Origin of the sequence: Streptomyces albireticuli (genome assembly GCF_021228125.1) — a bacterium.
GTDB lineage: Bacteria > Actinomycetota > Actinomycetes > Streptomycetales > Streptomycetaceae > Streptomyces > Streptomyces albireticuli.
Genome location: NZ_JAJQQS010000009.1, coordinates 221,910 through 237,556, shown reverse-complemented (window position 1 = coordinate 237,556; position 15,647 = coordinate 221,910). Strand labels below are relative to the sequence as shown.

At 71.8% G+C, this 15,647-nt stretch carries 8 protein-coding genes; 2 read left to right on the top strand and 6 right to left on the bottom strand.

The window, feature by feature from the left end; genetic code table 11:
• Positions 1 to 79 precede the first annotated feature (79 nt).
• On the top strand, positions 80 to 1,111 hold the full coding sequence (locus tag LUZ64_RS18685; RefSeq protein WP_095581748.1) for an LLM class F420-dependent oxidoreductase: 1,032 nt from the start codon (positions 80 to 82) through the stop codon (positions 1,109 to 1,111).
• A 95-nt stretch (positions 1,112 to 1,206) separates the two neighbouring features.
• Here LUZ64_RS18685 and LUZ64_RS18680 read toward each other — a convergent pair whose 3' ends face one another.
• Complete coding sequence (locus LUZ64_RS18680) at positions 1,207 to 2,670, bottom strand: aldehyde dehydrogenase family protein (RefSeq protein ID WP_095584545.1); 1,464 nt, start codon at positions 2,668 to 2,670, stop codon at positions 1,207 to 1,209.
• A gap of 172 nt (positions 2,671 to 2,842) precedes the next feature.
• Here LUZ64_RS18680 and LUZ64_RS18675 point away from each other — a divergent pair, with 172 nt between their 5' ends.
• Positions 2,843 to 3,595 carry an SDR family NAD(P)-dependent oxidoreductase gene (locus tag LUZ64_RS18675; RefSeq protein ID WP_095584546.1) on the top strand — a complete coding sequence of 251 codons (753 nt, stop codon included), beginning with the start codon at positions 2,843 to 2,845 and terminating at the stop codon, positions 3,593 to 3,595.
• A gap of 104 nt (positions 3,596 to 3,699) precedes the next feature.
• On the opposite strand, the gene LUZ64_RS18670 is transcribed toward LUZ64_RS18675, so the two are convergent.
• The 5 genes from LUZ64_RS18670 to LUZ64_RS18650 all read right to left on the bottom strand — a co-directional run.
• Positions 3,700 to 5,199 (bottom strand): carotenoid oxygenase family protein, encoded by a 1,500-nt coding sequence (locus tag LUZ64_RS18670; protein ID WP_170116940.1) that lies wholly within the window; start codon positions 5,197 to 5,199, stop codon positions 3,700 to 3,702.
• 17 nt (positions 5,200 to 5,216) lie between these two features.
• Positions 5,217 to 7,667, bottom strand: a complete 2,451-nt coding sequence (locus LUZ64_RS18665; RefSeq protein WP_095584548.1) for a KR domain-containing protein — start codon at positions 7,665 to 7,667, stop codon at positions 5,217 to 5,219.
• The gene (locus LUZ64_RS18660; protein WP_170116941.1) at positions 7,664 to 9,052 is read right to left on the bottom strand and encodes a cytochrome P450; all 1,389 of its coding nucleotides are present in this window, start codon (positions 9,050 to 9,052) and stop codon (positions 7,664 to 7,666) included. Before LUZ64_RS18660 ends, LUZ64_RS18665 begins: the two co-directional genes overlap by 4 nt.
• Positions 9,053 to 9,072: 20 nt before the next feature.
• Complete coding sequence (locus tag LUZ64_RS18655; RefSeq protein ID WP_095584550.1) at positions 9,073 to 15,051, bottom strand: SDR family oxidoreductase; 5,979 nt, start codon at positions 15,049 to 15,051, stop codon at positions 9,073 to 9,075.
• A 99-nt stretch (positions 15,052 to 15,150) separates the two neighbouring features.
• The coding region (locus LUZ64_RS18650) for an acyl carrier protein (protein WP_232398591.1) at positions 15,151 to 15,647 on the bottom strand (497 nt) is incomplete at its 5' end.

Below are 15,647 nucleotides of genomic sequence, written 5' to 3'. Positions count from 1 at the left end.
CCGCGTCCCGGGCAGCGCGCACGGCGCGCCCGGGGCACCCGCACGTCCCCGACCACCCGATGCACCGTCAGGAGACTCCATGAAGTTCGGGTACCACTCCGGCTACTGGTCCGCGAAGCCCCCCACGGGTGTGGAGGGTCTCGTCGCGGAGGCCGAGCGGCTCGGGTTCGACTCGCTGTGGACCGCCGAGGCGTACGGCTCGGACGCCGTCGCTCCGCTGGCCTGGTGGGGCGCGCGGACCGAACGGCTGCGGCTCGGCACCGGCATCATGCAGATGTCCGCGCGCACCCCCACCGCGACCGCCATGACGGCGCTCACCCTCGACCACCTCTCCGGCGGCCGGTTCGTCCTCGGCCTCGGCGCCTCCGGCCCGCAGGTGGTGGAGGGCTGGTACGGCCTGCCGTACCCCAAGCCGCTGGCCCGGACCCGGGAGTACGTGGACATCGTCCGCTCGGTCATCGCCCGGGAGAGCCCGGTCGAGTACGCCGGAGAGCACTACCGGCTGCCGTTCCCGGGCGGTACGGGCCTGGGCAAGCCGCTGAAGTCGACGCTGCACCCGCTGCGCCGCGAGATCCCGATCCTGCTGGCCGCCGAGGGCCCGAAGAACGTGGCGCTGGCCGGGGAGATCGCCGACGGCTGGCTGCCGTTCTTCTTCTCGCCGCGCAGCGACGCCTATTACAAGGAGCGGCTGGAGGAGGGCTTCCGGCTGCGGGCCGCTGACCGCTCCCCGAAGGAGGACTTCGAGGTCCTCGTCAGCGCGCCCATCGTGCTCGACGACGACCTGGAGCGGGGCATCGACAAGCTCCGCCCGCTGATCGCCCTGTACGTCGGCGGCATGGGCGCCAAGGGCGCCAACTTCCACGCCGACGTGGTGGCCCGCATGGGGTACGAGGCCGATGTGGAGAAGATCCAGAACCTCTATCTGGGCGGGCACAAGAAGGACGCGATCGCGGCCGTCCCGGCGGCCCTGGTGCAGGACGTGGCCCTCGTCGGCGGCAAGGACAAGATCCGCGACGATCTGGCCGCGTGGGACGAGACGGTGGTCACCACCATGCTCGTCCGGGACGAGGACCCGCGCGTCCTGCGCACGATCGCCGAGCTCATGGACTGAGGCGCGGACGCGCGTACGGAGGCGGGGCGGCCGGGGCACCGGCCGCCCCGCCTCCGCCGTTCCCGGGGACGGGCTCCCCGGGGACGGCCCTCGCGTCAGCGGCCGAGCTCGGCGATGACGCTCTTGGTCTCCAGGTAGTTCTCCAGCACCGCGTGGCCCAGCTCGCGGCCCCAGCCGGACTGCTTGTAGCCGCCGAAGGGCAGCGCCGCGTCGACGGTGTTCCAGGTGTTGACGAACACCGTGCCCGCCCGCATCGCCGAGGCGGTGGTGAACGCCTTGTCGATGTCGCGGGTGAACACCCCGGCCGCCAGCCCGTAGGGGTTGTCCTTCTCGATGGCGACGATCTCGTCGAGGCTGTCGAAGGGCAGCACGACCAGGACCGGGCCGAAGATCTCCTCGGCGACGATCCGCATGTGCGGCTTGGTGCCGGTGAAGATGGTCGGGGCCATGAAGTAGCCCTTGTCCCCCACGCGCCGCCCGCCCGTGCACAGGGTCGCGCCCTCCGCCACACCGGACTCCACGTACTCCATGACGCGGTCGAGGTGCTCGGCGGAGACGAGCGGGCCCATCACGGTGGCGGGCTCGGTGCCGGCGCCCACGGTGATCTGCTCCGCGGCGGCCTTGAGGCCGGCCACGACCTCGTCGTGCACCGAGCGCTCCACGTAGAGGCGCGAGCCCGCGAAGCAGGTCTCGCCCTGGTTGAAGAAGATCGCCTCGGCGGACTTGGCGATCGCCTTCTCCAGGTCGGCGTCGGCGTAGACGACGTTGGGGGACTTGCCGCCCAGTTCCAGCGTCACCTTCTTCACATTGTCGGCCGAGGCCCGGATGATCTCCTTGCCGACCTCGGTCGAGCCCGTGAACGCGATCTTGTCCACATCGGGGTGGGCGACCAGCGCCGCGCCGGTCGAGCCGTCGCCGGTGACGATGTTGACGACGCCGTCCGGGACGCCCGCCTCCTGGATCAGCTCGCCGAGCCGCAGGGCCGTGAGCGGGGTCTGCTCGGCGGGCTTGAGGACGATGGTGCAGCCGGCCGCCAGGGCCGGGGCCAGCTTCCACGCGGCCATCAGCAGCGGGTAGTTCCAGGGCACGATCTGCGCGACGACGCCGAGCGGCTCGCGCTGGGTGAAGGACAGGAAGCGGCCCGGCGACGCGGACGACATGGGGATGGTGTTCCCCTCGATCTTCGTCGCCCAGCCGGACATGTAGTGGAAGGTGTCCGCGGCCATCGGGACGTCGGCGAAGCCGGCGAAGGAGACGGGCTTGCCGTTGTCCTTCGACTCCAGCAGCGCCAGCTCGTCGCGGTGCTCCAGGATCAGGTCACCGATCTTGTGGATGATCCGGCCGCGCGCCGACGGCGGCATCTTGCGCCACGGCGAACCGGGCTCGAACGCCTCCCGGGCCGCGCGCACCGCGCGGTCGACGTCGGCGCCGCGGCCCCAGGGCACGGTGGCCAGCACCCGCTCGGTGGCCGGGTCCACGGTCTCGAAGGTCGCGCCGTCCGCGGCCTCGACCCACTGACCGCCGATCAGCATCCTGCGCTCTTCCGGGCTGTTCGTCATCGAGAAATACCTCCCATGGCACCGGTATCGAGCCCGGCCCAATTATTTGAAATCCTGGCAGCCGCCGAGTCCCGCACCAGCACATACGGACTTCTCAACAGCAATTACCTTCGCTATGTTGTCAACGGTGCGGCGGGCGCCGCCCCTTCACCTTCGAGAAAAGGAGAATCCCATGACCGGGAAACCCGTTTCCGTCGTCACCGGCGCGGCCCATGGAATCGGCCGGGAGACCGCGATCCGGCTGGCCGGGGAAGGCTTTTTCGTGGTCGCCGCGGACCGCGACGAGGCCGTCTCCGAGGTCGCCGAACTGACCGGCGGCCGTGCCGTGCACTGCGATGTGACCGACCCGGAGGCCGTGCAGGAGCTGGCCGACGGCCTCGACCGGCTGGATGTCCTGGTCAACAACGCGGGCGTCTGGGAATTCATCCCGCTCGCCGAGACGACCGTCGAGCGCTATCGGCGGGTCATGGACATCAATGTGCTCGGCAGCCTGCTGTGCCTCCAGACCCTGACCCCGGTCATGGCCCGTAGCGGCGGCGGCTCGATCATCAATCTCACATCCTTTCTCGCCGAGACCACCCGCGCCGAGTCCGGCATTTATCCCGCGGCGAAAGCGGCCATCAACGCCCTCACCCGGCAGGCCGCCGTGGAATACGCGGAACTCGGTATACGGGTGAACGCGGTCGGCCCCGGGATGATCCAGACCGAGGGGGCCGGGGACATGTACGGGCCGACGCGCGAGGAGCGGGACCGGCGTGGCAGCCACATCCCGCTCGGCCGCATCGGCCGTCCCCAGGACATCTCCGGGGTGATCGCCTTCCTCGCCTCGGACGAGGCCCGCTATGTCACGGGCCAGGTCCTCTACGCGGACGGCGGCATCGGCCTCGGCACGATGAAGTACCTCCGCCAGGCCTGGGCCGGCTGACCCGGCCCACCGCCCACCGGCCGCCCGCCGGCCGCTGCCCCGCGCGGGCAGTGGCCGCGCCACGGTCCCCGTCCCCCTCTTCCGGTGCTCCGTCCGGGCTCCGCTCAGCGCACCAGGCCCGCGTGGAACTGGCCGTGGAAGTCGTTCGGGATGTGGTGCGGCACATGGGCGCGCCCCAGTTCCTCGAACGACCGGGCGTCCAGCACGAGCATGAAGGACTTTCCGGTCTTGGCGTCGAGCACGCCCGACAGCAGGACGCCGTCGTCCTCCCCGGTGGCGCCGGGACGCTGGACGAAGACCCCCTCGCTGGGGAAGCAGCCGCGCTCGTACCAGGTCTTGTACGAACCGTCGACGATGTCGATCTTGGAGAGCCGGTTCATCGCCATGAGGCTCTTGGGCGAGGAGCTGATGCCGTAGGCGTAGCGGTACGTCCGGCCGTTGTTGCCCCGGTAGTTGATGGTCGGCATCTCGATGCCGCGCGGGGAGAGGTGCTCCCAGCCGACCGTGTCGCTCGCCCCGGCCATCGGCAGGGTGTAGCGGCGCAGCGCGTAGCCGTAGGCGTCCAGGTCGAACTGTCCCTCGGTGGGCGGCAGGCCGAGCACGGACTCGTACGGGGTGTGCGTGGCGGCGATGTCCACGACGATGTCGTTGCCGATCTCGGCGGCGTTGACGTGGTGGAAGGCGAAGAACGCCTCGCTCTCGAAGGTGCGGGTGACCTTGCCCTCGCGCTTGTCGATCACCAGGAAGCGGGCGGGCCGCTCGGGCTGCCAGCTCATGCAGGCGACGAACGGGTAGCCCGGGTCGCGGAACTTCTCCGTGTCGAGGACGACGGGGAACTCGACGAGGATCACGTAGTTCTCGGTGACGGCGAAGCTGTGCATGTAGCACGGGTCGTCGATGTCGACGACGGCCAGCGGCTTCTGCACGGCCTCGTGCTCGGGGATGTAGAACACCTGGTAGGCGTTCCCGTCCGTCATCTTCGTCGTGTAGTTGATGACCGCGCGCTTGTGGAAGTCGAAGTGCGGGTGCGGGGTGGACACCTCGCCGAGGAACTGGTCCTTGAAGGTGTGCTCGCCGCGCGCCTGGAGCTCCAGCGGGTCGAACTCCATCCACATCGGCGACTCGTTGATCGCGTAGAACTTCTCCGCGACCTGCATCAGGTTGACGCTGGGGTTGTCGCTGATGTTGGGCGAGTACGCGGACATGTGGCGGCCGAACAGCTTCTGGCAGGGGTCGAGCTCCAGGCCGTACTGCTTGCCGTGGAACTCGCCCTTGTCCATCCAGAGGTCGTACGCCTTGGTGCGCAGGTGCCGGTTGACGTAGGAGACCTGGCCATTGGCGAAGGAGTAGGAGTGGAGCATGCCGAGCCCGTTGAACCAGTGCGTGAGGCGGTAGTCGCCCAGCTCGAACCTGGCGGGGCCGTTGCGGATCAGGGTGCCCGTCAGCCACTCCGGGATGCGTCCGGTGACCGGCAGCCGGTCGACGCTGACCTCCTGGTCCAGGGTCCGGTAGCCGGGGAACTCCTGGGGCAGCGGCGAAGGACCGGCCGGGATGGTCATCCGCTGCGGAAGGACCGGCAGATCCGAGCTGGTCTCGGTGCTCATGACTCTCCTTGTGTGCATCACTGTGTGAGGTGTTCGGGCGCGCGGTCCGCGGGCGCCCAGGCCAGGCCGGTCACCCGGAGCAGGGTGCGGTCGCTCCCCGCGTCCGCGATCCGCCAGTCCCGGCCGTCCGGGCCGCCGTGGAGCCGCACCCGGGCGGCGGTCGCGTCGCCTTCCCGGGCCAGGTCCAGGCGGGCGACGGTCAGCAGGTCCACGGCCGTGGCCCGGCCGGCGGTGTGCCGCCAGATGTTCTCCAGGGCGGCCAGCGGGAGCCGGGAGGCCGGCACGGAGGGTGCCGTCCACAGGTCGCCGGGGACGCTCTCGCGGAGCTCGGCCAGCCGGCCGCCGGCGGCGTCCTCGGACCAGCGCGCGAGCGGCAGGACCAGGCCCCGCCAGCGCAGCGGCCCGCCGGTGCCGGGCAGCCGGCGGCCGGCTCCGGCCGCCGCCGGTGCCTCCGCCGGTGCCTCCGCCGCCCGCTCGGTCCGCTCGGGGTCGTGGACCACCCGCATGCGGGCCAGCACGTCCCCGGTGCCGTCGGCGGGGAGGTAGCGGACGTCGACGACCCAGCGGGCGCCCTCGCGGCGGCCGGTCGTCTCGCGGCGGACGAGGAAGCCGGGCCCGGCGAGCCGCAGCGCGCCGACGCGTACGGCCAGGTCCTCGACGGACACCGGGCCGGGCTCCGGGCCGCCCTCGGGCTCCAGCCAGCTCGCCGCCCGTACCGCGTTCTCCAGCAGCAGGGAGACGGGCACCGCCTCGTCGCCGCCGACGAGGAAGTCCCCGAGCACCGGTGCGGCGGCGCGGTCGAGGGCGACCGTCGCCGTGAGGGAGCGGCCGGGCACCTGGGTGTGCGGCTCGCCCAGGTGGAAGATCCGGGGCAGCAGCTCGGCGAAGCCGGGCAGGTCCGGTGCGGCGGGGTAGCCGCGGGCCTGGAGCGGGCCGAGGGCCCGGCCGAGCGGGCCGACGAAGCCGATCTCCCCGGAGGCGCCGGTGACCAGCTCGGTCCGCCAGCACCGGAGGCCCTCGTCGATGTCGAGGGCCGTCATGTAGCGCAGGGTCGCCTCGAAGTTGGCGATCATGCCGACGCGGTCCCAGGTGGGCCAGCAGAGCGTCGTCACCGGGAAGGGGACCTGGTGGCGGGCCCACAGGCCGAGCCGGGCCAGACCGTCGTTGGCCGCGCCGTAGTCGAGCTGGCCCGTCATCCCGCCCAGCCGGCCCGTGAGCGAGCCGACGTTGCAGAAGAACTTCAGGGGCAGCCCGCGCACCTGCTGGAACAGCGTGACGAAGGAGTCGACCTTGGTGGAGACCGTCCGCAGGAACTCCTCGTCGGTCTTCTTCGGCAGCCGCACCGGGGTGTCCACGCCGGCGTTGTGGATCACGCCGGTGAGCGGCCGGCCGAGCCGGCCGAGGAGGTCCGCGACCTGTCCGGGCGCGGTGAAGTCGCAGCGCTCGTAGACCACGTCGAGCCCGGCGCCGGAGACCTCGGCCATATTGCGGGCCAGGTCCCGGAGCGAGCGGACGCGCGCGAGGTCGGCCCGTACGTCCGCGAGGCCCTCGCCCTCCGCGCGGTGGACCAGCCGGTCCCGTTCGTAGCCCTTGAACTCCTCCTCGGTCAGGCCCGCCCAGGGTTCGGTGCCCTCGGGCAGCCGCTGCCGGCCGGTGACGACGACGCGGCAGCCGTACTCCTTCGCCAGGGACTTGGCGCACTCGAAGCCGATGCCGCGCCCGCCGCCCGAGACCAGCACCGTGTCCCCGGGGGTGAGCCGGACGGTCTCGGGGCCCGGCTCCTCCCGCCGGGCGAGCAGGCCGTAGCGCCGCCCGTCCCGGTGGCCGACCTCGTAGAGGCCCCACCGGTACAGCTCGCGGGCGAGCAGGGACGGGAGCGCGCCGGTGGCCCCGGCGGCCTCGGGTCCCACGTCCACGACCCGGGTGTTGCAGTTGGGGAGCTCCCGGTGGAGGGTCTTGGCGAGCCCCGCCCAGATGCCGCCGAGCGGCTGTGCGGGCGCCTCCCCGGCGGGGTCCCCGTAGCCCATGAGGCCGCCGAGGTAGGTGACGGCGACGTAGAAGACGCGGTCCGCGTCCTCGGTCGCGGCCCAGTGCGGGTAGCAGGCCCGGAGCGCGCCGACCGTGCGCAGCAGGGCGTCCCGGTAGTCGTGGTGCTCCCCGGGGACGAACGGCCCGGCGGTGGTGAGGTCCACCAGGCCGTCGGGCACCTCCCCGTCGACCGTCCAGTCGGCGCCGGCCGTTCCCGCCCGCCCGGTCCCTCCGTGCCCGGCCGTTCCGTGCCCGGCCACGACGGCGGCCGCGCCCGCGGCCCGGAGCTCGCCGGCCACCCGGCCGGCGAGCTCCGGGGTGCCGCCGAACACCACGATCCTGGCCCCGCGCAGCCGCGCGGACGGCTCCGGCGGCAGCCCGGGCTGGGCCACCGCCCGCCACACCATCCGGCGTACGGGCGCCACCGCCGCCGTCGTCATGCCGCGGCCGCCCGCTGTCCGTCGTTGTGCCGGACGGTCATCAGGACCTTGGGCTGCGGGCGGAGCGAGACCAGCGCGGACGGGGTGACCGGGTGGCCGGCCACCAGGCTGAGCCGGTAGCGCCGGGTGATCATCGCGACGGCCAGCTGGATCTCCAGGAGCGCGAGGTCCATGCCGATGCACTTGCGCGCGCCGCCACCGAAGGGGAAGTAGTCGTACCGGTCACGGCCGCTCTTCTTGCCCGCGACCGGGCAGAACCGCTCCGGGTCGAAGGCCTCCGGGTCGTCCCAGCTCTCCTTGTTGTGGTGCGCCGCGTAGGTGGGCACCAGGATCGTGCTGCCGGCCGGGATGTGGAAGCCGTTGATGTTGTCGTCGGCCACCGCGTCCCGGGGGAACAGCCAGATCGGCGGGTACATCCGCAGCGACTCGTCGACCACCTGCCGCAGGTAGGTGAGCCGCGGCAGGTCGTCGGCGGTGGGCACCCGGTCGCCGAGCACCTCGTCCAGCTCGGCCTCCAGCTTGCGCCGGACGTCGACGTTCTTGGCGATGGCGTAGAGCGTCCAGGTCAGGGCGCAGCCCGTGGTCTCGTGCCCGGCCAGGAAGAGGGTCTTGAGCTCGGCCCTGATCTGGGTCTGGGTGAACGGTTTGCCGGTGACCGCGTGGGTGGCGCCGAGCAGGGCGGCGACGACGCTCTCGTCGTCCCCCTTGCCCTGCCGGTGGAGGTTGATGATCTCGTCCATGACGCCGTTGAGCACGGCCTGGTAGCGCTGGAGGTCGCGCTGGTACTTGGTGGGTATCCACTTCGGCAGCATCTGCTTGACCTCGCCGGTGAGGATCATCGCCTTGAGCGAGAACCGGACGGCGGGCATCAGGCGGTCGGCGTAGTCCCGGAGGTCGACGCCGTAGAACATGCGGCCGAGGACGCCCATCGCCAGCCACATCATGTCGTCCGTGACGTCGATCTCCTCGCCGGTCCTGGCGGCGCCCTCCCACTTGGCGATGAGCTCGTCGGTGGTCGTGGTGATGACGGCGGAGTTGTTGCGCAGCTTGGTGCGGTTGAAGAACGGCTGGCTGACCGCGCGCCGCGTCTTCCACTCGGGGCCGTCGGTGGTGAGCATGCCGCGGCCGAAGAAGAGGTTGAAGCCGCGGTAGAACTTGCCGCGGGTGTAGTTGGAGCTGTTGTTCTGGAGCACGTGCTTGACGTGCTCGGGGCTGGTCAGCTGGTGGACGAGGTAGGGGCCCATCTTCATCCGGACGATGCCGCCGTACCGCCGCTGCATCTCCATCAGGAGCTTCAGGGTGTCCTTCTTGAAGCTGCTCAGGGCTCCGAAGAGGACGCCGCCTTCGGGGCCGGGCGCCTGCCGGCCGGTTCCGGTCTCGGGCACGGGCTTCTCCTTGGTCGTCATCAGCGCACCGCCGTCGCCGGCTCGGTGAGGGGTTCCTTCTCGGGGGAGTAGAACTGCCCGGTCAGGTGGTCGACGTAGCCGATGACCGTCGCGCGGACGTCCTTCATCTGGGCGACGACCCGGCCCTCGGAGGTGGCGGCCACGAACCGGTTGTCCGGGGCGCTGCCCGGCATGTTGAAGCCGGCCGGGGTGGCGTAGAGCTCCAGCGAGCCGTAGCGCTCCACCAGTTCGGCGTCGTTGGCCCGCTCGTAGAGGTCGATCCGGCGGATCGACAGCGGGGCCGCGATCGGGACGAGGTGCCCGTCGACGAGGTTGAGCACGCCCGTCCGGGCGAGCCCGTCGAGCAGGATCGACGGCGCGGTGAAGCGGGACCACACCGGGTCGCCCGCGGGCAGGTCCACCCGGTAGGTGGCCCGCTTGCCCTGGGAGGTCAGCCGGGTGTCGGTGGTGGAGACGAACGGCCCGGTGAGCGTCACCGGCGAGGCCGGCGCGTGGTACGGGTCGATGACCGGCTGGGCGTCGGAGTCGTCCCACTTCTCCCAGCGCGGCGGCGTCGGGAACCCGGCCCGCAGCAGCACCCGGGCGGTGAAGTGCGTCTTGTCCTTGACCAGCAGCACCCCGCTGGGCGAGACGACGTCGGTGGAGATGCGCACCTCGACCGTCGTGACCTCCTCCGCGCGGTCGGTCACCCGGGCGGTGATCCGCTTCGGGAGGTCCTTGCCCCCGTCGTAGGCGCGCAGGAAGTGCTGGAACTCCAGGTCCTCGTAGGCGAAGACCTGCATGTCCGGGGCGAGGAAGCGGGCGGCCTCGCCGGCGATCTCGGTGACGAAGGTGCCCGGCAGGGTGGGCGCCTCGCGGACCAGGTGGTGGTTCAGGTAGCCGTGCGTCTCCAGGTCGAAGACGCAGCTGAAGACGGCCTCGTCGCGGTCGGCGGAGACCACCTCCCGCAGGTAGAACCCGCGGTCGGCCGGGCCGGCGGACGCCGTGCCCGCCCCAAAGGCCCCGGAGCCGCTGGGGTAGCCCGGGTAGAAGCGCTCGACCGTGGCCTCCTCGGCGGTGCCCAGGTGCACCACGGAGGGGTGCCGGTAGGGGGCGTGCAGCTCCCGTACGAAGTGGTGGGTGCCCTCGGCCACCGCCATGTGGCTGTACGAGCCGGCGCGCTGGAAGTACGCCTTGGTGAGCTCGTTGGCGCCCATGCCGGTGCCGTCCCACAGCGTCCACCCGATGGTGAACTCGCCCGTGCCCGCGCTCCGGGCGCCGTAGGTGGCCGCCGTCGCCAGGAAGTCGTTGCCCGAGGCGTAGTCGGGCTCCCCGACCTGGCCGAAGTAGCCGAGCAGTGAGCCGAAGTTGCACCACATGCGGGGCTGCCGGTCCCCGAACGCCCGCTTGAGGTTGTGGTAGCTGCGCAGCTTCAGGTCGCGGATGGCGGTGAACTCCGCGAAGTTCTTGTCCTTGATGGACGCGGAGCGGTTCCGGCCCGCCGCGTTGATCAGCAGGTCCACGTCGGCGCCGTCGGCCAGGACCTTCGCCACGACCGCCTCGACGGCCTTGCCGTCCTGCCCGTCGCAGGCGAAGTAGGTGACCCGGCCGGCGCCGCTGTGCGCCTCCATGTCGGCGATGTTGCGGCGCGCCGCGCGGGCGTCCAGCATCCGGTCGAACTCGCGGTTGGCCTGGGCGACGTTCTTGCCCGCGCCGATGCTCCTGCGGATGTGCGCCTGGCGGGTGGCGGCGAACGTCTCGTCGTCGCCCTCGAAGACCTCGGCCGGGTAGCTGTCCAGCGGGTTGCTGCCGACCAGGTAGATCCGCGGGCCGAAGTGCTCGGCGAGGCTCTTGACCACCTCGGCGGTGATGCCGCGGGCGCCGCCCATGGCCAGCACCACGGAGTCGCGGGTCAGCCGGGCCTCGGTGGGTCCGGTGAGCTCGACCGGCTCGTCGACGAGCGTGTAGCCCTTGCGGACGCCGCCGTCCTCGTAGACGACCGGGAAGGTACGGGCGAACCGGGTCTCCGCCTCGGCGAGCAGGGCGCCCTTGCGGGGCCCGTCCTCGGCGGTGAACAGGGCGAACACCAGGGCCTTGGACAGCTCCAGGAAGGCGCCCTTGAACAGTCCGGAGAAGAGGCCGGCGAAGGCGTGCGGCACCTCGTCGGCGACGGCGCCCAGCAGCAGGCCGACGACGGAGGAGCCCTCGGTGTCCAGGTCGTCGAAGCGCGCCTGGAGGGTGAGGAACAGCGCGTCGTGCAGCGCGGTCAGCGTGGAGCTGCCGGTGGCCAGCGACCGGGGCAGCGGCGCGGAGCGGTTGAGGTCGGTGACGACCCGGACGTGGCGTACGGGCAGGCCGTGCGCGTCCAGGGCGGCGCGGACCGTCTCCGGGGTGACCTCCGAGAGGTGGGTCCAGCCGGGCCGGGTCACGTCCACCTTGGCGGTGGACAGCACCAGCGAGTCCTTCGGCAGGTGCCGCAGGCTGGCGCCGAGGTCGGGCAGGTCGGTGAGGACGACCACGCCCTGCGGCAGGAACGGGATCCGCTCGCGGGTCTCCGCCGCGGGGAGCTCGGTGAGGACCGGCACCCGGCGGCGCACCTGGAGGGAGCTGCCCGGCGCGTACTGCGCGGAGTCGGCGAACCGCTCCGGGACGAGCGCCGGGGCGCCGTCGGCGGCGGGCGCGGCGGCGGGCGTGCCCGCCGGGGCGTAGGCGCCGGTGACGGTCAGCTGGAGCCGGGTGGTCGCGGCGCCCTGGCCGCAGGTGATGGCCACCGGGCCGGCGGGCCGGTGCAGGGCGTCGAGCAGCGCGAGGCCGCCCGCGGCGCCCAGGTAGCGGGACCGGTCGTAGGTCTCCGCGCCGCACTCGATGGTGTCGGCGCCGGCCCGCTCGTCGTCGACGGTCAGCCCGTCCACGTAGCCGAGGATCGGCAGCCCGGCCTCGCGGGCCTTCGTCTCGGTGGCCAGGCCGAAGAGGAACGCGCCCTCGGCGAGGTCCTTGTCCTCCTCGAAGGACGGGCCGAAGAGGTCGGCCAGCACCGTGCGGTACTCGCGCAGGCTGTTGCCGTTGATGCCGCCGGCGAGCGCGAAGTCCAGCTCGCCGCTGCGCAGGTAGCGGCAGGCGGTCTCGACCGCGGTGAGCGCGGAGGAGAAGCCCGAGTCGAGCGTGATGTTCGGGCCCTTGAGGTCGAAGTAGTTGGCGACCCGGGCGGAGATGACGTTGGGCATCATGCCCGGGAAGGAGTCCTCGTTGGACGGGGGTATCTGGCCGCGCACCCGCTCCCGCAGCCGGTCGACGACCTCGTCCAGCACGCCCGGGGCGGCGCCGTCCGCCTTCTGCCGGAGGGCGTGGGCGATGTCGTCGAGGTAGCAGCGGTTGGCGTAGAGCATGGCCGCGCGGGTCGGGCCCATGTTGCCGACGAACACGCCCGTGGTGCGGCTGTGCTCCTCCCAGAAGTCCGTGAACTGGTCGCGCAGGTCGTGCGCGCACTCCAGGATCATCAGCTGGCAGCGGTCGATGGCGCGCACCGTCTTCGGGGGCAGCCGGACCTTGTTGAACGAAGGCGCGGGGTAGAACTCGCCGAAGCTGCTCTCCGCCTGTGCCGTGCCGTCGGTCAGCCAGCCGCGGACGGCCTCGCGCGAGTCCAGCCCGGGGACGTGCGCGGACCAGGCCACGACGGCGATCCGCTCGTCGGTGGGCGGGGTGAGCGGGCCCGCCGCCTCGGCGCCCGCGGGCTCACCGGCGCGGTGTTCCTGCACGATCAGGTGGGCGTTGGTGCCGCCGAAGCCGAAGCCGGAGACCGCGGCGGACCGGACCTTCCCCTCCTCGGCCGGCCAGGCGACCGTCTCGGTGGGGATCTCCAGCTTGGAGTCCTCCAGGTGGAAGTCCGGGTTGGGGGCGTTGAAGCGGTACTGGTGCGGGATCGCGCCGTGCTCCATGCCCAGGATCGCCTCGATGACGGAGACGACGCCGGCCGCCCAGCCGGTGTGCCCGATCAGCGACTTGTTGGAGGTGACATAGCTGGTGCGCTCGGTGCCGAAGTGGCCCCGGAGGGTGGTGAACTCGGCGAGGTCACCGGCGGGTGTGCCGGTGGCGTGGGCGATGATCCAGTCCACGTCCGCCGCGGAGACGTCGCCGTCCAGCGCCCGCTGCACGGCGAGGTCCTGGCCGGCGGCGTTGGGCGCGTAGATGGCCTTGCCCTTGCCGTCCGAGGAGGAGCCGAAGGCCTTGAGCACCGCGAGGACCTGGTCGCCGTCGCGCTGCGCCTGGCGCAGCCGCTTGAGGACGATCACGCTGGCGCCGTCGGCGAAGATCACGCCGTCGGCGTCGGCGTCCAGGGAGTGCACGGCACCGCGCTTGGAGAGGCCCTGGAGCTTGGAGAAGAGCACCGTGCCGCGCGGGGCGAGGGCGAAGGCGCCACCGCACACGGCGATGTCGTGCTTGCCCATCAGCAGGCCCTTGATGCCGATGTCGATGGCGTAGAGGGACGAGGAGCAGGCGGTGTCGACCATCTGGAGCTCGGTGTTGCCCGGCAGGACGCCGTCCATGGCGAGCTGGCCGACCCGGTGCGGCAGGAACCGGGAGGGGGCGTCGCCGCCCCGCCAGTACCGCTCGTTCAGGGTCTCCTCGATCCGGGCGAGGACCTTCTCGCGCTCGCCCTCGGGGACGTCCATGTCCCGGACGATCTCCTCGGCCCGCTGCCGGATGCCGGTGATGACACCGGCCTCCTCCAGGTGCTGGCTGCCGTCGGGGGTGTAGCCGACGAGGAAGGAGTAGCGGTCGTCCGCGTCGTGCTTCACGCCGTCGAGCGCCTGCACCAGGGAGTGGCGCAGCCACATGGTGGTCAGCTCGTGGTCCGCGGCGTCGCCGAGGCCGTCGAGGGAGCCCTCCTCGGGCTCGAAGCCGGTGATGAAGACGCAGGTGTCCTGGTAGGACTTGTCCTCGGCCGCGGTGTCGGGCGAGAAGAAGGGGGCGCGCTCCCAGCGGTCCTCCGGGACGGGGACGAACAGCTCGTCACCGGTGATGCGCAGCTGCCAGAACTCCGACGGGCTGTTCGCGCCGGCGACGGCCATGCCCATGCCGACGACCGCGATGTCGTCCGGGCCGGCGTCGTCGAAGAGCCCGGGGGCGGCTTCGGCGGCGGGCTCAGGGGCGGCCTCGGGGGAGGTGCCCGCCGCGTCGGCGGGACGGGCATCGACGACCGACGCGGCGGAGTCCGTGGGGGCGGGGGGCGAAAGGAGCGTGGCGCCCAGGGTGAGGCCGCCGTCGGCGAGGACGGTCTGACCGGTGATCCAGCGGGAGGCGTCGGAGGCGAGGAAGGAGACGACCTCGGCGAAGTCCTCGGCGGTGCCGAGCCGGCCCAGCGGGGTGGCGTCGACGATCGCCCGCTGCATCTCCTCGGCGCGCGGGAAGGCGTCGGCGACCTCGCTGACCAGCATCGCGGCGGAGGCGGTGTTCACCCGGATGTTGAGCGGCGCGAACTCCACGGCCAGGTAGCGGGTGACCGCCTCGGCGGCCGCCTTGGCGGGGGCGCAGGCGAGGTAGTTGGCCATGACCATCTGGGAGCTGCCCAGGGCGGAGACGGTGACGATCGAGCCACCGCCCCGGCGGGCCATCAGCGGCGCCGCCGCCCGGGAGACCCGCAGGCCGCCCTTGTAGTTGGTGTCGATGGCGCGGTCGAGGAGCTCGTCGGTGATCTCGTCCACCGGCACCAGGGCGCCGTTGGCGGCGTTGTTCACCAGGATGTCCAGGCCGCCGAAGCGCTCGTCGATCTCGGCGAACATCCGGTCGACCTGCTCCTGGCGGGCGACGGAGGCACGGATGAGCGTCACCTTGCCGCCGGCGGCCTCCAGCTCGGCCTTGGTCAGCTTGGCGGCGTCGGCGGAATGGAAGTAGTTGATGATGACGTGTGCGCCGCGGGCGGCGAGTGCCTTCGACACTGCCTTGCCCACGTTCCTGGCACCACCGGTGACCAGCGCCAGCTTGCCCTTGAGATCTTGCACGAACGTACTCCTCGCCCTTCTACATGGCCTGCCGGAACCCGGGGCGCCGCTCTCGGGCGCCCCGGGCCGGCGGTGGGATGCGTGGTGGTGCGGGGCTGATCAGGCCGCTACGGGGACCGCGCCGGATTCCAGGTTGGTGACGAAGAAGTCGACGACCTTGGCCATGGTGTCGATCTCCACAAGACGGAAACCCGTGTCACGCGGCGGCAGCCCGTAGTGCTCCGACACCCGCGTCAACAACTCCACCTGCTTCACCGAGTCCACACCCAACTCGGCCTCCAACAACACGTCCTCCGTGAAGACCTCTTCCGGGTACTCCAACGCGGCCGCGTAAATGGAACGAATCGCATCCGCGACGGCACCACGCTCTACGGCGGGGTGTTCGGCGAGAAGTCCCGGCGCCGCCTTTTCCTCCGGAACGTCGAGTTCCGCGGTGCCGTCACCGAGGTTCGCCACGAAGAAGTCGACAACCTTGGCCATGGTGTCGATCTCCACAAGACGGAAACCCGTGTCACGCGGCGGCAGCCCGTAGTGCTCCGACACCCGCGTCAACAACTCCACCTGCTTCACCGAGTCCACACCCAACTCGGCCTCCA

Coding starts and splice junctions, on each gene's coding strand:
- LUZ64_RS18685 (WP_095581748.1), top strand. CDS start 80: ATGAAGTTCGGGTACCACTCCGGCTACTGGTCCGCGAAGCCCCCCACG.
- LUZ64_RS18680 (WP_095584545.1), bottom strand. CDS start 2,670: ATGACGAACAGCCCGGAAGAGCGCAGGATGCTGATCGGCGGTCAGTGG.
- LUZ64_RS18675 (WP_095584546.1), top strand. CDS start 2,843: ATGACCGGGAAACCCGTTTCCGTCGTCACCGGCGCGGCCCATGGAATC.
- LUZ64_RS18670 (WP_170116940.1), bottom strand. CDS start 5,199: ATGAGCACCGAGACCAGCTCGGATCTGCCGGTCCTTCCGCAGCGGATG.
- LUZ64_RS18665 (WP_095584548.1), bottom strand. CDS start 7,667: ATGACGACGGCGGCGGTGGCGCCCGTACGCCGGATGGTGTGGCGGGCG.